Annotated in this window: 17 protein-coding genes; 8 read left to right on the top strand and 9 right to left on the bottom strand. The window is 71.9% G+C overall.

From position 1 onward, the window contains the following. Positions 1–34 precede the first annotated feature (34 nt). Positions 35–547: a cold-shock protein gene (locus CRP50_RS10290; protein ID WP_245913433.1), complete on the top strand. Its 513-nt coding sequence runs from the start codon at positions 35–37 to the stop codon at positions 545–547. A gap of 112 nt (positions 548–659) precedes the next feature. Continuing rightward, the gene (locus CRP50_RS10285; protein WP_097279073.1) at positions 660–1,322 is read left to right on the top strand and encodes an HNH endonuclease family protein; all 663 of its coding nucleotides are present in this window, start codon (positions 660–662) and stop codon (positions 1,320–1,322) included. A 24-nt stretch (positions 1,323–1,346) separates the two neighbouring features. On the opposite strand, the gene CRP50_RS10280 is transcribed toward CRP50_RS10285, so the two are convergent. From CRP50_RS10280 to CRP50_RS10265, 4 genes are all read right to left on the bottom strand, one after another. After that, positions 1,347–2,102, bottom strand: coding sequence for a tellurite resistance TerB family protein (locus CRP50_RS10280; protein ID WP_281257913.1), 756 nt, complete (start codon positions 2,100–2,102; stop codon positions 1,347–1,349). Between the two features lie 70 nt (positions 2,103–2,172). Continuing rightward, entirely contained in the window at positions 2,173–4,794 is a 2,622-nt protein-coding gene (locus CRP50_RS10275) for a B12-binding domain-containing radical SAM protein (protein WP_097279072.1), read from the bottom strand. A 104-nt stretch (positions 4,795–4,898) separates the two neighbouring features. Further along, the gene (locus CRP50_RS10270) at positions 4,899–5,408 is read right to left on the bottom strand and encodes an HPP family protein (RefSeq protein WP_097279071.1); all 510 of its coding nucleotides are present in this window, start codon (positions 5,406–5,408) and stop codon (positions 4,899–4,901) included. 88 nt (positions 5,409–5,496) lie between these two features. Further along, positions 5,497–6,045 carry a TetR/AcrR family transcriptional regulator gene (locus tag CRP50_RS10265; RefSeq protein ID WP_217992033.1) on the bottom strand — a complete coding sequence of 183 codons (549 nt, stop codon included), beginning with the start codon at positions 6,043–6,045 and terminating at the stop codon, positions 5,497–5,499. Between the two features lie 178 nt (positions 6,046–6,223). Between CRP50_RS10265 and CRP50_RS25775 the strand changes: the two genes are divergently transcribed. After that, positions 6,224–6,400, top strand: a complete 177-nt coding sequence (locus CRP50_RS25775) for a hypothetical protein (RefSeq protein ID WP_217992032.1) — start codon at positions 6,224–6,226, stop codon at positions 6,398–6,400. 26 nt (positions 6,401–6,426) lie between these two features. Continuing rightward, positions 6,427–7,203, top strand: a complete 777-nt coding sequence (locus CRP50_RS10260) for a methyltransferase domain-containing protein (protein ID WP_097279069.1) — start codon at positions 6,427–6,429, stop codon at positions 7,201–7,203. 24 nt (positions 7,204–7,227) lie between these two features. On the opposite strand, the gene CRP50_RS10255 is transcribed toward CRP50_RS10260, so the two are convergent. Further along, positions 7,228–7,782, bottom strand: a complete 555-nt coding sequence (locus CRP50_RS10255) for a copper chaperone PCu(A)C (RefSeq protein ID WP_245913432.1) — start codon at positions 7,780–7,782, stop codon at positions 7,228–7,230. Positions 7,783–7,861: 79 nt separating this feature from the next. After that, on the bottom strand, positions 7,862–8,251 hold the full coding sequence (locus tag CRP50_RS10250; protein ID WP_176525116.1) for a DUF2946 family protein: 390 nt from the start codon (positions 8,249–8,251) through the stop codon (positions 7,862–7,864). 155 nt (positions 8,252–8,406) lie between these two features. Between CRP50_RS10250 and CRP50_RS10245 the strand changes: the two genes are divergently transcribed. Next, on the top strand, positions 8,407–9,189 hold the full coding sequence (locus CRP50_RS10245) for a HugZ family protein (RefSeq protein ID WP_097279066.1): 783 nt from the start codon (positions 8,407–8,409) through the stop codon (positions 9,187–9,189). A 34-nt stretch (positions 9,190–9,223) separates the two neighbouring features. Here CRP50_RS10245 and CRP50_RS10240 read toward each other — a convergent pair whose 3' ends face one another. The 3 genes from CRP50_RS10240 to htpG all read right to left on the bottom strand — a co-directional run bounded on the left by CRP50_RS10240 (position 9,224) and on the right by htpG (position 11,723). Next, complete coding sequence (locus CRP50_RS10240; RefSeq protein WP_097279065.1) at positions 9,224–9,508, bottom strand: type II toxin-antitoxin system RelE/ParE family toxin; 285 nt, start codon at positions 9,506–9,508, stop codon at positions 9,224–9,226. A gap of 1 nt (position 9,509) precedes the next feature. Beyond that, the gene (locus CRP50_RS10235; protein ID WP_097279064.1) at positions 9,510–9,749 is read right to left on the bottom strand and encodes a CopG family ribbon-helix-helix protein; all 240 of its coding nucleotides are present in this window, start codon (positions 9,747–9,749) and stop codon (positions 9,510–9,512) included. Between the two features lie 96 nt (positions 9,750–9,845). Continuing rightward, positions 9,846–11,723 carry a molecular chaperone HtpG gene (gene htpG / locus CRP50_RS10230; protein WP_097279063.1) on the bottom strand — a complete coding sequence of 626 codons (1,878 nt, stop codon included), beginning with the start codon at positions 11,721–11,723 and terminating at the stop codon, positions 9,846–9,848. A gap of 399 nt (positions 11,724–12,122) precedes the next feature. On the opposite strand from htpG, the gene CRP50_RS10225 reads away from it, so the two are divergent. From CRP50_RS10225 to CRP50_RS10215, 3 genes are all read left to right on the top strand, one after another. Continuing rightward, complete coding sequence (locus tag CRP50_RS10225; protein ID WP_097279062.1) at positions 12,123–12,488, top strand: HPF/RaiA family ribosome-associated protein; 366 nt, start codon at positions 12,123–12,125, stop codon at positions 12,486–12,488. A gap of 162 nt (positions 12,489–12,650) precedes the next feature. Beyond that, on the top strand, positions 12,651–15,209 hold the full coding sequence (locus CRP50_RS10220) for a helicase-related protein (protein ID WP_245913431.1): 2,559 nt from the start codon (positions 12,651–12,653) through the stop codon (positions 15,207–15,209). Further along, entirely contained in the window at positions 15,206–15,628 is a 423-nt protein-coding gene (locus CRP50_RS10215; protein ID WP_097279061.1) for an RNA-binding S4 domain-containing protein, read from the top strand. Before CRP50_RS10220 ends, CRP50_RS10215 begins: the two co-directional genes overlap by 4 nt.

Raw genomic sequence — 15,628 nt, 5'->3', positions numbered from 1 at the left:
TGTGCCCGTGATGCAGTCTCGCACCTCCCGCCCCATGGGACCCGTCCGGACCGGGGTCACCGCCACGGTCAAATGGTTCAACGCCACCAAGGGCTTCGGCTTCGTCGCCTTCACCGACGGCACGCCCGATGCCTTCCTCCACATCTCGGTGATCGAGCGCGTCGGCCTGCGCGACGTGCAGCCGGGCACCACGCTGGTGTGCGACGTCGAGGTCGGGCCGAAGGGTCCGCAGATCGCCGACATCCAGTCCATCGACGCCTCCACCGCCGAAGCGGGCGGCGCCGCCGGGTTCGGCGGCGGCCGGGCCGACGGCGGCTTCGGCGGTGGCGGTGGCGGCGACGAGACCGTCGAGGGCGTGGTGAAGTTCTTCAGCCCCGACAAGGGCTTCGGCTTCGTCACCCCGGACGCCGGCGGCAAGGACGTGTTCGTCGGCGTCGGCGCCCTGCAGCGCTCGGGCCTCGATCTGCTCGACAGCGGCCAGCGCGTGCGCCTGCACACCCGCATGGGCAAGAAGGGCCCCATGGCCCAGCAGGTGGAAGTGCTCTGACGGGGCTTCGCGCACCGGTGCATTGACGCACCGGGTGCACCCGGGGATAGTGGGCGCGGACCCGTCGGCGACGGCGGGGCCGTTCCCCGTTCCCGGCCGGAGTCCCCGCCGCATGGCCGCTTCCCGCATGTTCCGCCGCTCCCGCGCCTCGCCGTCGCGGCGGCGTGGCCGTGGCAGCCTGGGCAATACGTGGCGGCGCCTGCCGCGCCCCTTGCGCTGGCTGCTGCTGCTGGTCGCCTTCGGTGCGGCCGTGCTGGAGGGTCGGGAGACGGAAGCCGTGCGCCCCGTCGCCGAGCCCTTCGACCGCGCCCTCTACGCCCACTGGACCGACGCCGACGGCGACTGCCGCGACACCCGCCAGGACATCCTGGCGCGTGACAGCCAGACGCCCGTGCGCTGGGACGAGCGCCGCTGCGCCGTGGCGGCGGGCAGCTGGCGCGACCCCTACACGGGCGACGTCCTCGCCGATCCGCGGGCGCTGGACGTCGACCACCTGGTGCCGCTGAAGGAAGCGCACCGCAGCGGCGCCGACCGCTGGCCGGCCGACCGCCGCGCCGCCTTCGCCAACGATCCCGCCAACCTGCTGGCCGTTTCGGCGAGCGCCAACCGCTCCAAGGGCGACGGCGATCCGCTGGCATGGCTGCCGCCGGCGTGGTCGGTGCGCTGCGTCTACGTCGAGCGCTTCGTCGGCGTCAAGGCGCAGTGGGGCCTGGAGCAGGACCCGCTCGAGAACCTGTTCACCGACGCCGTCACCGCCGTCTGCGCCCGGCTGTGACCGGGCGCCCCTGACGGGCCGCGATCAGTCGGCGCCGGCCTCGGCGCGGGCGGATTCGATCTTGGCGTCGAGATGCTCCACCAGCGCCGGCGGCAGGCCGAGGGCAGCCGACAGGCGCGACAGATACTGGTGTTCCGCCGGCACGTCGGGGTCGATGGCGAGGCGCGACGCGGCGTAAAGCTCCGCCCCCTGTTCCTGGGTGCGGGCGAGGCGGGCGATGGCCATGGGGTCGGCGTCGGTCGTGAAGGCGTCGAGCAGGAAGCCTTTTTCCTCGGCGGTCAGCGACTGGTCGGTGATGGCGGCGGTGATGCGGGCGTGCTCGTCGGCGTCGATGTGGCCGTCGCACTTGGCGGCGGCGATCATGGCGCGCACCAGGGCGAGGCGGAAGTCCTCGCCGCGGCCGTCGGTTTCCTCGTCGGGGGCGAAGCCGGAGCGGGCCGGCGGCGCCTGCACCACGTCGGCGAGCGGCGTGCCCTGGGCCGCCTTGCCGCCCTTCCAGTCGCTCCAGGCCTTCCAGGCGAGGCCGGCGAGCAGGGCGGCGCCGCCGTACTTCAGCGCCTTGCCACCCATCTTGCGGCCCTTCTTGGAGCCGAGCACCATGGTGATGAGGCCGCCGGCCGCGGCGCCGCCCAGCATGCCGCCGCCGAAGCCGCTGCCCGAGCCGCCACCGCCGCCCGAGGCGGGGACGCTGCCGCCCAGCCGGCGCCGGGCTTCCTTCTCCAGCCCAGCCGCCACGCCCGAGCCGAGCACACCGTCGAGCAACCGCCGCACGTCCATCATCCACTCTCCTCGTTCGTCGAATCAGAGGAGGACATGGTGCCCGACGGGGGCGAAGACAACCAGCCCGCGCCTACCAGATCGGGTCGAGGTCGAAGGTCTTCACCTTGGCGACGCGCTTGGGGTCGTCGAGCATGCGGTCGACCTCGTCCGGCGTCGGCAGTGGCTTGCCGGGGCGCGGCGTCCCCTTGGGCTCGTTGGCGTAGACGGCGACGATGTGCTCGCGCGGGGTGCCGAAGTAGCGGCCGCGCGGGCTGAACAGGTCGAAGAAGTGGTCGCGCAGCACCTCGGCATAGCGCGCCGCCGTCGGCTGGTCGATCCAGCCGTCGGGCTCGAACCCCACCAGGAATCCGCCGCACAGCGAGCGCCGGTAATAGACCTTGCGGATGCCGAAGTCGTGCGGCCGGTCGTGGATGGGCGTGCCCGGCTCCAGCACGAAATGGCCGGCCAGGATCTGGTCGACGTAGGCACTGTTGCGGTGCATGAAGGCGATGGTGTCGCGCAGGTCGTCGCGGGTTTCCGTCGGGAAGCCGATGATCATGAAGCAGTGGTTGCGGATGCCCGCCTCCGACGACCGCCGCAGCACGATTTCCGAGCCCTCGGCGTCGTTGCCCTTGTCCATGAGGGCGAGCACGCGCTCCGACCCGCTTTCCAGGCCCCAGTAGACGGCGCGGCAGCCGGCCTCGTGCATCTTGTCGAGGATTTCCGGCGTGAAGTCGCGCGTCGGCTTGGCCAGCGCGTAGTAGTGGACGTCGAGCCCCTGGGCCAGGATCTCGGTGCTGATCTTCCAGAACCGCTTGGCCGAGATCATCTCGTCGACGAAGGTGAACAGCTTGGCGCCCAGCGTCTCCTGCTGGTGCTTCATCTCCGCCACCACGCGGTCCACCGCCTGGGTCTTGTAGGTGCCGGCGTAGGAGGCGAAGTGGTTGCAGAAGGTGCAGCGCCGCCAGTAGCAGCCGCGCGACGACAGCACCGGATAGACCGGGTCGGGCACGAAGTAGGCCTTCGGCGCGAAATCGGAGAAATCGGCGAAGGGCTGGGTGTTGTAGTCGACCGGGAAGCCGTCCTTGCTGATGTGGAAGGCGTGCGTCTCCGGGGCGCGGAAGGCGAGGCCGGGAATTTCGGGCAGCGTCTCCGAGCCCGAGTTCAGCGCCTCCAGCAGGGCCAGGAAGGCGGCCTCGCCGGCGTTCAGCACGACGTAGTCGACGAAGGCTTCGGCCAGGAAGCCCTCCATGTCGATGGCCTTGAAGAAGCCGCCGCCGAAGACGATGCGGATGGTCGGGTCGATGCGCCGCAGGGTGCGGGCGAGCAGCAGGGAATAGGGGATCTGGTCGGTATAGGTGACCGAGATTCCCACCACGCCCGGCCGTTCCGCCACGATGCGCTCGGCGTCGCGGATGACCCACCAGGGGATCGGCGCGCCGGCGCCGTCGCCGCGGCGGGTCTGGCTCATGCCGTTCTCGAAGAACAGCGAGAAGAACTTGATGAAGCGTTCCAGGTGACGGTCGTAGGCGGCCGGCTCGTGGAACTCCGGTCCGCCGTCGCGGAACAGGGTGGCGGCGGCGACGAACTCGGCGCGGTCGCCGAAGGACGGATGCAGGGTCTCGGACTCCAGCGCCTGGAACAGGGCGTCGAAGCGCAGGGCGTTCACGTCCAGGCAGGTGACGCGGTAGCCCTCGCCCTTCTCCTCGACGTAGCCCTTGATGAGCGGGATGCCGAGCGGGATGGACGGGTAGTGGCCGAAGCCGTTGACCAGGATCACCCGCTTGCCGTCGACGGCGCGCTCGGGCGCGGCGATGGGGGCGCTCGGCCACAACAGGTCGAGGAAGCGCTTCTCGTAACCCGGCACGGCGGCGCGGGCCTGGCGCACGGTCGCCACCGCTTCGTCGTAGCGGCCGGCGGCCTGCAAGGTATTGACCAGGGCGCCCCAGGCGTCGCCGATCTTCGGTGCGGCGGCGATGGAGCGGCGGAAGGCGGCCTCGGCCTCGGCGTAGCGACCGGCGTCGTGCAGGATGGAGCCGAGCACCCACTCCAGGCGCGGCCGCTGGGCGTCGGGGCAGGCGAGGGCTGCGCGCGCGGCGGCGGCGGCCTCGTCGTAGCGGCCGCGGCGGCGCAGCAGGCGGGCGAGCAGGGCGTGGGCGTCGGCCGTCTTCGGCGCGCGGGCGAGCAGGGCGCCGATGGCCTCTTCCGCCGCTTCGGGCCGGCCCTGGTCGAGCAGCACGGCGACGAGGCCGTCGGTGGCCGGCACGGCGGCGGGGGCGGCCTTCACGGCGGCGCGGGCTTCGCGCTCGGCGTCCTCCAGCGGGCCCCAGCCGCGCAGGGCGGCGGCCCGGATGAGGCGGACGTGCGTCGCGCCCTTGTCGAGCTTCAGCGCCTGGGCGGCGGCCTCGGCCGCCTCCACGAAGTCGTCGCCGAAGTAGAGGCGCTCGGCCAGCGTCGTCAGCACGCGGGCGCGGTCGGCGGGCTTGAGCTTGCCCTTGAGGCCGAGGGCGCGGGCGACGGTGGTTTCCGCCTCGGCGCGGGCGCCGCGCTGCCACTGCTCGACGCCGCGGGTTATCAGCTCCTCGGGCGACACGGCGGCCGGTGCGGCGGCCGGCGGCATCATGCCGAAGGGCAGGCGGACCGCCGCCGCCTGCGGCTTCACGGCCGTCGCCACGGCGGCGAGCGGATAGGGCGCGACCGGCTTGCCCGACATGGAGTCCCCCCCGAGGGTGTTGGAAAACGCGGCCGATTATCGCGACTCCGGGCCGCGCGGGCAACGGGGCGCAGTTTATGGGCTTTCGCGCCGGTCAGGACGCTCTACCAATAAGCCGGGTAGCGGCGGTCGCGCGGCAGGTTGTTGACCACCAGCGCCACCGCCACCAGCACGGCGGCGCCGGTCAGCACCGGGCTCGCCACGAAGCCGAAGCCGTGACCGCCGGCGATCACCACCAGCGGATTGGCCCCGGCCGGCGGATGGACCACGCGCAGGGCGACCATGGCGGCGATGGCCGCCCCGGCGGCGAGCGGCGCCACCCACCATGCCGCCCCGAAGGCGAGGAGGAACAGCACGCCCACCAGCGCCGCCACCCCGTGGCCGCCGATGACGTTGCGCGGCTGGGCGAGCGGGCTGTCGGGCACGGCGAACAGCAGCACGCAGCTGGCGCCGAAGGGCGCGATGAGCAGCGGCGCCTCGGCCCACACCGACAGCAGCGCCACGACGGCCAGGGCCACCCCGCCGCCGAGACCCGCCGCGGCGGCATGGCGAAGACCGGGGCCGGCGGGCGGCCGGCCGGTGCCGCGCATCTTGGCGAGGAAAGGGCGGATCATGGTCGAACTCTCCTGAAACGAACAAACGATTGGTTGGTAATGCGGGAAAATGTCGAGCCGGGCATGGACCCGGCGCGTTGGCGCAAGGTCAGCCGCCGGCGGCGGTCACCATGGCGGCGTGGCAGCGGGCGAGCGGCTCGTCGTCGCCCGACAGTTTGAGGAACAGCAGCGCCCCTTGCGTGCGGGCGACGAAGTCGTGCCCCAGTCGTTGCGCCTCCACCGCGCCGTGGCGCGGCTCCAGCGGTGCGGCGGCGGCGGCGGCCCAGTCGTCGAAGTAGGCGCGGATGCGCACGGCGAAGCGCTCGTCGCTCGCCCCGATCTCCAGGGCGAAGGCACCCATGAGGCAGGACCCGTCGCGGGCGGCGAAGTAGTCCGCCACCGCCCGCGTCAGCGCCCGCATGCGGTCGGCCGGCGCGGCGGAGCCGAGGGCGCGGGGGAAGACGGCGGCGCGGAAGTGGGCGTGGATGTCCTCCAGCACCGCCAGGGCCAGGTCGTCCTTGCTCGGGAAGTGATGGTACAGGCTGCCCTTGAGAATGCCGCAGGCGGCGGCCAGATCGGCCATGGAGGTGCCATGGAAGCCGCGGCGGCGGAACACCTCCACCGCCCGTCCGACCACGTCTTCGCGCGTCAGCCGCATGGGTCCGCCCTCCATCCCGAACGATCGTTTGGGATGTGCTATCACGGGGCGGTCGCCGCAGCAAGGGGCCGGTGGCGGGCGGCGGAGGCAAGTCGGTGCTTCATCCGCGCGCCGTTTTGCGCTAAGACGGGGCGCAACCATGGCCTCGGCCGTCTTGTGCAAGCGGGAGTCTCTGATCGTGAACACTCTTTCCAGCTGGATCTCCGGAACCCTGATGGTCGTCATGGGGCTGCTCGGCCTGCTGTTCACGTCCCGCGCCGAAGACGGCGCCGTCGGCGCCATGGGCCTGATCATGTTCGGCTTCGCGGTGTTCTACGTGTGGCGCCTCATCACCAACGGCGGCTACAAGGACTGACACCGCGGGGCGGGAGCGACCTCGGCATGACCGACTGGAACCCCGCACGCTACCTCGCCCACGCCGCGCCGCGGCTGCGCCCGGCGCTCGATCTGCTGGCGCGGGTGACGCTGGAGGCCCCGGCCGACGTTCTCGATCTCGGCTGCGGCACCGGGACGGCGACGCGCCTGCTGGCCGCCCGCTGGCCAGAGGCCCGCATCACCGGCGTCGATTCCTCGCCCGCCATGCTGGCGCGCGCCAAGGCCGAAGGCCCCGCGACCCTGTCGTGGGTGGAGGCCGATCTGGCGTCGTGGCCGCCGCCGCCGGCCGCCGCCGATCTGATCTTCTCCAACGCCGCCCTGCACTGGCTCGACGACCACGCGACGCTGCTGCCGCGCCTGATGGCCGGCCTGCGCCCCGGCGGTGTGCTGGCGGTTCAGATGCCCGACAATTTCGCGGCGCCGAGCCACCAGGCCCTGTTTCGCATCGCCCATGATCCGCGGTGGGAGAACCGCCTGCGGCCGGCGCTACGCGAGGCGCCCGTCGCCCGCCCGGCCGCGTACCGCCGCCTGCTGGCGCCGCTGGCCGCGGATGTAGACATCTGGACGACGGAATACCTGCATCTGCTCGACGGCGAGGACCCGGTCTTCGCCTGGACGGAAAGCACCATCCTGCGCCCGCTGCTCGGCCTGCTGTCGCCCGAGGAGACGCAGGACCTGTCGGCGGCCTATGCGGCGGCGCTGCGCGCGGCCTATCCCGCCGACCCCGACGGGCGCACGCCGTTTTCCTTCCGCCGCCTGTTCCTGGTGGCGACGGCGCCCTGAGACGCCGCCGCGACCGGAACGATCTCAGTTGGCGCTCTTCTGGCCGTGCTGCATGCTGCCGTGCTGCATGCCGCCCTGGCCCGAACCACCCCCCATGGCACCGTCGTAGGTCATGGTGCCGATGGCGTTGACCTTCATGGGAACGGTGACGCTGCCGGCCTTTTCGAAGGTCAGGGTGACGGGGAAGCTCTCGCCCGCCGCCAGCGGCTTCTTCAGGCCGATGAACATGACGTGGAAGCTGCCCGGCTGCAGGGCGACTTCGCCGCCGGCCGGGATCTCGACGCGCTCCACCTGGCGCATCTTCATGACGTCGCCGTCCTTGATGTGGGTGTGCAGCTCGGTCCGCTCCGACACGTCGGCCTTGGCGGCGATCAGGGCGTCGGCGGTGGTGCCGGTATTCTTCAGTTCCAGGAAGCCGCCGCCGGCCGGGGCCATGGGGGGCGTGGCGCGCGCCCAGGCGTGGCCGATCTCGATGGGGCCGACCTGGGCGTTGTTGTCGCCGTGGGCGACGGCGGCGGCGGACAGGGCGACGGCGAGGGTGGCCGCGGCGGCGCCGGCGGCGAGGATGCGCGTGAACACGGATGAGGTCTCCTGCGGACGGGCGGCCGGCACGGCGCGCCTCGTCGGGTCGTCTGACGAAACGGAAGGAACGGAGGGGTCAGGCGACGGCGGCAGGCGGGCCGCGGGCACGGGTCGAGGCCGGGCTGCGGTCGGGGCGGACCGCATCGGCGGCCCCGGCGGCGACGGCCAGCGGAGCGGCGGCCGGAAGGGGAGCGGCCACGGCGGGCGCCGGCACGGCGCAGAAGCCGAGGGAGGAACAGACGGGGCAGCTGTGGGCGGCAGCGGCGGCGGAAGGGGAGGCGCCGCCGCGGGCGTCGGCCCCCTGGTCGACCACGCGCGGGCCATAGGCCGTGCAGATCACCAGGCTGCGCAGCGGTGAGTCGGCCCCGGCCGGGAGGGGGACGGCCTGCCCCAGGGGAACGACCACCTGCAGCAGCAACGCCACCAGCGCCAGCCAGGCGGAGAACCCGGCAGGGCGTTGGAACATGCGCGGTCGCTGGTCGGCCGACCGCGCGCCTGTCGGCGAGCGTCGCTGCATGGCCGGCAGTGTGGCGCGTTTCACGGGCGGTTGCCAAGCCCCCTTCGCCGACCGAATGTAGGGGCATCGCCTCCGCCCCGCCCGTTTCCGAGCAAGAGCCCGCCATGACCCCCGAGATCCCCACCATCAAGCCCGGCCGCACCCACCGCGAGGCGGTGCGCCGCCTGCTGCGCAGCCGCCCCAAGGCCGCCCTGTCCACCACCATGACGGTGGCCGGCGAGCGCGACCCCGGTGCGCCCTACGTCAGCCTGGTGACCATCGCCACCGACCACGACGCCAGCCCGATCCTGCTGCTGTCGGGACTGTCGGACCACACCCGCAACCTCGCCGCCGACGACCGCGCCGCCCTGCTGCTGGAGGACACGGACGGCCTCGCCAACCCGCAGACCGGCGAGCGCGTCACCGTCATGGGCCGCATCCGCCGCATCGACGACGCGGCGGTGCGCGAGCGCTGCCGCCGCCGCTTCCTGGCGCGCCACCCGGCGGCGGCGCTCTATGCCGGCTTCGGCGACTTCGCCTTCTTCCGCATGGAGATCGCGCGCGTGCACTTCGTCGGCGGCTTCGCCCGCGCGGTGTGGATCGACGAGCCGGCCGGGGTGCTGACGCCGGCGGACGCCGCCGCGGCCCTCGCCGCCGCCGAGGACGGCATCTGCGGTCACATGAACGACGACCACGGCGAGGCGATCGACCTCTACGCGACGCGCCTGCTCGGGCGCGACGGGACGGGCTGGCGCATGGCCGCCATCGACGCCGACGGCTGCGACCTGGTGCGCGAGGAAGAAAGCGCCCGCCTGCCCTTCGACGAACCCCTCGCCGACGCCGACGCCGCCCGCCGGGTGCTGGTCGAGCTGGCGGCGTGGGCACGGGCCGGCGGGTCCGCCGTGTGACCGAAGGGCGGGTCGCTATCTGGACTGGACGACCTCAGCGTGGCGCCGGGCGATCGCGCGCCGTGTGGACGACGCCCAGGACTTCGACCGTGTCCGGATCAGCGATGCGATAGGCGATGATGTAGGGGAGCTGCGAGACCAGCAGCTCCCTCTGACCGTGCGACGTGCTGCGACCCATGAAAGGCTGCGCACGAAGCAGGGCTGCCGTCTGGCGGAGACGCCGCGCGACCCAGCGTGCCGCCGCGGGGTTGTCCTCCGCGATGTAGGCGCGAACCTCCGCGAGCTGGCGGATGGCGTGGACCGTCCAGCGGACGCGCATCTCAGCCGTTGGCCTCCCAGTCGTCGAAAAAGGCTTCCACCTCTTCCTCCGGCACGAACCTGCCGGCATCCGCGTCGGCGATGCCCTGGCGGATCTGTTCCAGCTTCCAGGCTTCGTATTCGGCGTACTGGGCCACCGCCTCGCTGACCAGGTCCTCGGCGGGCTGGCCGGTGGTGCGGCTGAGGAAGTCGAGGCGGGCCTTGGTCGCCTCGTCGGCGTAACCCTGGACGGGTGTGCGCATGACGCGCTCCTCCTGCATGTGCTGCCCCGAAGTATGGCGCGGCGGCCCGTCGCCTGCAACGGGCCGCCGCGTCGGCGTGCTCTCAGGTACCAGGCGTCAGGCGGCGATGCCCTTGGCCATCACCTTGGCGAGGCGCTTGCCGAAGGCCACCGGGTCGGTCGGGGCCTCGCCTTCCACGATGCGCGCCTGGTCGAGCAGCAGGTAGGCCATGTCCTCCAGGTCGGGCGAGGCGCCGGCCGTGGCGCGGGCGGCCATGTGCTTGATGAGGGCGTGCGCCGGGTTGATCTCCAGCACGCGCGGCGTCTCGTCGTCCTTCTGCTTGTGGGCGCGCAGCAGGCGTTCCAGGTGCATGGGCATGTCGCCTTCGTCGGCCACCAGACACACCGGGCTTTCGGTCAGGCGGTCGGAGGGCCGCACGTCCTTCACCTTGGTGCCGAGCGTCGCCTTCAGCAGCGTCACCAGGCTGTCGAGGTCCTCGCGCGGGGCCTCGTCCTTCTTGCGCTCCTCGGCGGCCTTGTCGTCCTCCGCGCCCTTGATGGCGGCGAGGTCGGTGCCGCCGGCGGCCACCGACTTCATGCCGAAGTCCTTGTAGCCGGGCGCGTTGGCGACCCAGAACTCGTCGATGGGGTCGGTGAGCAGCAGCACCTCGACGCCCTTGGCGCGGTAGCCTTCCAGCAAGGGGCTCTGGGCGATGGCGGCGCGGTCGTCGCCGGTGATGTAGTAGATGTGGGTCTGGCCTTCCTTCATGCGGCCCACGTAGTCCTCGAAGGACACGAGGTCCTCGCCGTGGGTGGTGCGGAAGCGGACCAGCTCGGTGATCTTGTCGCGGCGCTCGAAGTCCTCGTACATGCCCTCCTTCACCACCGGGCCGAAGACGTCCCAGAAGCGCGCGTAGTCCTCGGGCGCGTCGGCGGCCTTCTTCTTCAGTTCGCCGAGCAGCTTGTTGACGAGACCGTTCTGGATCTTCTTCAGCAGCGGGTTGTGCTGCAGCATCTCGCGGCTGACGTTGAGCGGCAGGTCGGGGCTGTCGACCACGCCGCGCACGAAGCGCAGCCACGCCGGCAGCAGGCCCTCGCAGTCGTCGGTGATGAACACGCGGTTGACGTAGAGCCGCAGGTGCTGCTTGCGGTCGGGCTGGAACAGGTCGAAGGGCTTCTGCGTCGGCACGAACAGCAGGCTGGTGTATTCGATGGCGCCTTCGGCCTTGGTGTGCAGGGTCAGCCAGGGCTCGTCGAAGGTATGCGCGACGTGGTGGTAGAATTCCTTGTATTGCTCGGCCGTGATCTCGTCCTTCGACCGGGTCCACAGGGCCGAGGCCTCGTTCAGCGTCTCGGGCTCGGCGTCGCCGTCCTTCAGCTGCACGGGGATGGCGATGTGGTCGGAGTAGGTCTTGACGATGTGGCGCAGGCGGAAGGGCTCGAGGAACTCGTGCTCCTCGTCCTTCAGGTGCAGCACGACGCGGGTGCCGCGGGCGGCGTCGGCGGCCTCGGCCACCGTGAAGCTGCCGGTGCCGTCGGAAGTCCAGCGCCAGCCGTGGGCGTCGCCGGCGCGGCGGGTGACCACCTCCACCGACTGGGCGACCATGAAGGCGGAATAGAAGCCGACGCCGAACTGGCCGATGAGCGACACGTCCTTCCGCGAATCGCCGGTCAGCTGGCGCAGGAACTCGCCGGTGCCGGAGCGGGCGATGGTGCCCAGGTTCTCGATCAGCTCGTCGCGGTTCATGCCGACGCCGTTGTCGGCGACGGTCAGCGTCTTGGCGTCCTTGTTCGGGATCAGCGTGATGCGGAAGCCCGGGTCGTCGGCGGTCAGTTCCGGCTGCGTCAGCGCCATCCAGCGCAGCTTGTCGCAGGCGTCGGAGGCGTTGGACACCAGCTCGCGCAGGAAGATCTCCTTGTGGGAGTAGAGGCTGTGGACGACGATGTCGAGCACGCGCGCCACTTCCGCCTGGAACTGCAACTTTTCTTCAGCCATCTCGAGCAATCCTTCTTGTCTGGCCTTGGCTCGGTCACCTGATCGGCGATGCGCCGCCGGCCCCGCAAAGGCACCGGCGACAGCCGCCAGATATGGGGAAAATCGGCGCGAAAGTGCAAGCACAGGATGCCGCGGCGCGCCGATCGCGAACCGCAGGCCGGTCCGCCGCGTCGTGTTGTACGCCGGACCCCGGCCCGCGCCGCGACCAGGGCAAGAAAAGGGGACCGCCGCCAATCCTCGACGTTGCCCACAGGCGGCGGACGGGTTATGAATGCGGCCCCGTATCGCGTGTCCGCGCAGGAAGGCGCCCCACGGGACGCCGGCGACGACAATGCCGTTTTGAAACCTCGGCCGCACAGCGCATCAGACGCCCGGCCGTGCGACGACCAGGAGAGTTTTATGCAGGTTCCCGTGCAGATCTCCTTCCACGGACTCGACCATTCGGACGCCGTCGAGCAGCGCGTCCGCGAGAAAGTGGAAAAGCTGGAGCAGTTCTCGAAGGACCTCGTGTCCTGCCGCGTGGTGATCGAGCAGCACCACAAGAACACCTCCAACCAGCACCACAAGGGCGAGCCGTTCCACGTGACCATCAATCTGTCGGTCCCGGGCGAGGAACTGGTGGTGCGGCGCGACCCGAAGGAGGTCCACGTCAACGAGGACATCTCGATCGCCATCCGCGATGCCTTCGACGCCATGGAAAAGCAGCTGAAGAGCTGGATCGGCAAGCAGCGCGAAGCCGATCGCGACGCGCACAAGTCGGCCTGATCCGGCCCGCGCCGGCGCACTGCGCGCCGCGGCAGACTGCAGACGCCCTCCGCCCCTCGGCGGGGGGCGTTCGCGCATCCGGCGCACGCCGGGTGGCGAGCGTCACGAAACCGTCGGGAATGTCCGCTTGCATTCCTTCCGCCCCCTCCCGATGTTGCGGCTATGAACGGGACGCTTCCGGGCGCCAGGATCACCGCGGTCCTCGGCCCCACCAATACGGGCAAGACCCACCTCGCCATCGAGCGCATGATGGGTCACGCCACCGGCATGATCGGGTTTCCGCTGCGGCTGCTCGCGCGTGAGAACTACGATCGCATCGTCCGCGCGAAGGGGCCGCACCGCGTCGCCCTCATCACCGGCGAAGAGAAGATCATCCCGACGCATCCCTCCTGGTGGGTCTGCACCGTGGAGAGCATGCCGCTCGATCGCCGGGTCGACTTCCTGGCCGTCGACGAGATCCAGCTGTGCGCCGACCCCGACCGCGGCCACATCTTCACCGACCGCCTGCTGCGCGCCCGCGGCATGCGCGAGACCATGTTCCTCGGCAGCGAGACCATCAAGCCGCTGATCCGCGAGCTGGTGCCGGGCATCGAGGTGGTCACCCGGCCGCGCCTGTCGCAACTGAGCTACGCCGGCGCCAAGAAGCTGACGCGCCTGCCGCGGCGTTCGGCCATCGTCGCCTTCTCGGCCGCCGACGTCTACGCCATCGCCGAACTGGTGCGCCGTCAGCGCGGCGGCGCCGCCGTGGTGCTGGGGGCGCTGAGCCCGCGCACCCGCAACGCCCAGGTCGCCATGTTCCAGGCCGGCGAGGTCGACCAGCTGGTGGCGACGGACGCCATCGGCATGGGGCTGAACATGGACGTCGACCACGTCGCCTTCGCCTCCTTGCGCAAGTTCGACGGCCACATGCCGCGCAACCTCGATTCCTCGGAAGTGGCGCAGATCGCAGGCCGTGCCGGCCGCGGCATGAACGACGGCACCTTCGGCACCACCGGCGACGCCGGCGCCGTCGATCCGGAAATCGTGGAACGGGTGGAGGCCCACACCTTCCCCGCCCTGCGCGGCCTGTTCTGGCGCAACGCCGACCTGCGCCTGTCGTCCATCGACGCGCTGCTCGCCTCCCTCGGCAAGCCGCCGCCCAAACCCGGCCTGGTGCGCCCGCGCCGGCCGGCCGACGACCAGTTGGCGCTGGAGGCGCTCGCCCGCGATCCCGAGATCCGCAAGATCGCCGACAGCGCCCACCGGGTGCGGCTGCTGTGGGACGTCTGCGGCGTGCCCGACTTCCGCAAGGTGATGCCGGAAAGCCACTCGCGCCTGCTCGGCCAGATCTACCGCCACCTCACCGGCAAGGGCCAGCGCATCCCGACCGACTGGCTGGCCGGCCATGTCGCCCAGGTGGACCGGGTGGACGGCGACATGCATGCCCTGGTGGACCGCATCGCGTCCATCCGCGTGTGGACCTATATCGCCCACCGCGGCGACTGGCTGCACGACGCCCGCGAGTGGCAGGACAAGACCCGCGCCGTCGAGGACCGCCTGTCCGACGCCCTGCACGAACGCCTCACCCAGCGCTTCGTCGACAAGCGCACGGCGGTGCTCGCCCGCGCCCTGCGCGACGACACGCCGCTGATGCCCACCGTGGCCGCCGGTGGCGCTGTGCTGGTGGAAGGGCAGTCGCTCGGCCAGTTGTCGGGCCTGCGCTTCATCCCCGAGAAGGGCGAGAGCCGCGCCGCCGACCGCACCGTCATGAACGCCGCCGGCAAGGCCCTGCGCCGCGAGATCGCCGAGCGCGTCGACCTGCTCGCCCAGGACGCCGACGACGCCTTCGCCCTCGACGATGCCGCCGACGTGCTGTGGCGCGGCGAGCCGGTGGCCCGGCTGACCGTCGGGCCGGATCCGCTGCGCCCCGGCATCGACGTGCCCTTCGCCGACATGCTGGAGGGCGACGCCCGCGAGAAGGTACGCCGTCGCGTCGGCGACTGGGTGAAGGCCCACGTCGGCCGCGTGCTGAAGCCGCTGGTGACGGCGCTGGAGGCCGATCTGGCGGGCGCGCCGCGCGGCCTCGTGTTCCAGTTGGCGGAGGCTCTGGGCGCCCTGCCGCGGGCGGTGGTGGAGCCGCAGATTCGGGCGCTCACCGACGCCGACCGGAAGGCGCTGGCCCGGCTCGGCGTGCGCTTCGGGGTGGAGACGGTGTTCCTGCCGGCCCTGCTGAAGGCGGCGCCGCAGCGCCTGCGAGGCCGCCTGTGGGCCGCGCGCACCGGCGGTGAGATGCCGCAACTGCCCGAGGGTCGCACCAGCCTGCCCTTCGACGCCGGCGTGCCGGCCGGTTACTACGAGGCGATCGGCTATCGCGTGCTCGGGCCGGTGGCGGTGCGCGTCGACATGCTGGAGCGCTTCGCCGCCGAACTGCGCCGCCTCGCCCGCGAGAAGCAGGCGGTGTTGCCGCCGCAGACCCTCACCCTGCTCGGCGTGAGCGTGGAGGAGGCGCCGGCGGTGCTGCAGGCGCTCGGCTGGCAGGCGGAGCAGACCGACGACGGGCTGGTCGTCCGTCCCCTGCCGCGCCGGCCGGCCCGCCCCGACAAGGCGAAGACGGGCCCGCGCAAGAAGACCGGCAAGGGCAAGCCGGGTGGCGGTGGTGGCGGCGGTCGCAAGCCGGGCCGCCGCGACGTCGAGGACAGCCCCTTCGCCATCCTGCGCGACCGCGTGAGGATCACCGCGTGACCGACGACATCGACGACATTGCCGAAGACTCTGCTTCGGCGCCGACCGGCGGCGGCAGCATCCGCCTCGACAAGTGGCTGTGGCATGCCCGCTTCTGCAAGACGCGCTCGCTGGCGCAGACGTGGTGCGCCTCGGGCCACGTCACCGTCAACGGCCGCACGGTGAGCAAGCCGGCGACCAGCGTGAAGCCGGGCGACACCGTCGGCTTCCTGTCCGGCCCCTACCGCCGCATGGTGGTGGTGCAGGCGCCCGGCACCCGCCGCGGCCCGGCGTCGGAGGCGCAGACCCTCTATCACGAGCCCGACCCGCCGGCGCGCCAGACCGACGAGTTCATGCCCCACCGCCCGCGCGGCGCCGGCCGTCCGACCAAGAAGGACCGCCGCGCCCTCGCCGCGCTCAAGGGCGACGGGCCGGACTAG

This window comes from Caenispirillum bisanense, assembly GCF_900230255.1.
In the GTDB taxonomy this organism is placed as follows: Bacteria; Pseudomonadota; Alphaproteobacteria; order Rhodospirillales; family Rhodospirillaceae; genus Caenispirillum; species Caenispirillum bisanense_A.
Note: the sequence above shows the minus strand (reverse complement) of the source record. Positions and strands in the feature narration are given on the sequence as shown.

Excerpts from the sequence above, each read along its gene's own strand:
- CRP50_RS10245 (WP_097279066.1), top strand. The coding sequence starts at position 8,407 with ATGACCCCCGAGATCCCCACCATCAAGCCCGGCCGCACCCACCGCGAG.
- CRP50_RS10265 (WP_217992033.1), bottom strand. The coding sequence starts at position 6,045 with ATGCGGCTGACGCGCGAAGACGTGGTCGGACGGGCGGTGGAGGTGTTC.
- CRP50_RS10250 (WP_176525116.1), bottom strand. The coding sequence starts at position 8,251 with ATGTTCCAACGCCCTGCCGGGTTCTCCGCCTGGCTGGCGCTGGTGGCG.
- CRP50_RS10235 (WP_097279064.1), bottom strand. The coding sequence starts at position 9,749 with ATGCGCACACCCGTCCAGGGTTACGCCGACGAGGCGACCAAGGCCCGC.
- CRP50_RS10260 (WP_097279069.1), top strand. The coding sequence starts at position 6,427 with ATGACCGACTGGAACCCCGCACGCTACCTCGCCCACGCCGCGCCGCGG.
- CRP50_RS10275 (WP_097279072.1), bottom strand. The coding sequence starts at position 4,794 with ATGTCGGGCAAGCCGGTCGCGCCCTATCCGCTCGCCGCCGTGGCGACG.
- CRP50_RS10240 (WP_097279065.1), bottom strand. The coding sequence starts at position 9,508 with ATGCGCGTCCGCTGGACGGTCCACGCCATCCGCCAGCTCGCGGAGGTT.
- CRP50_RS10225 (WP_097279062.1), top strand. The coding sequence starts at position 12,123 with ATGCAGGTTCCCGTGCAGATCTCCTTCCACGGACTCGACCATTCGGAC.
- CRP50_RS10285 (WP_097279073.1), top strand. The coding sequence starts at position 660 with ATGGCCGCTTCCCGCATGTTCCGCCGCTCCCGCGCCTCGCCGTCGCGG.
- htpG (WP_097279063.1), bottom strand. The coding sequence starts at position 11,723 with ATGGCTGAAGAAAAGTTGCAGTTCCAGGCGGAAGTGGCGCGCGTGCTC.
- CRP50_RS10270 (WP_097279071.1), bottom strand. The coding sequence starts at position 5,408 with ATGATCCGCCCTTTCCTCGCCAAGATGCGCGGCACCGGCCGGCCGCCC.
- CRP50_RS10290 (WP_245913433.1), top strand. The coding sequence starts at position 35 with ATGGGACCCGTCCGGACCGGGGTCACCGCCACGGTCAAATGGTTCAAC.
- CRP50_RS10280 (WP_281257913.1), bottom strand. The coding sequence starts at position 2,102 with ATGATGGACGTGCGGCGGTTGCTCGACGGTGTGCTCGGCTCGGGCGTG.
- CRP50_RS10220 (WP_245913431.1), top strand. The coding sequence starts at position 12,651 with ATGAACGGGACGCTTCCGGGCGCCAGGATCACCGCGGTCCTCGGCCCC.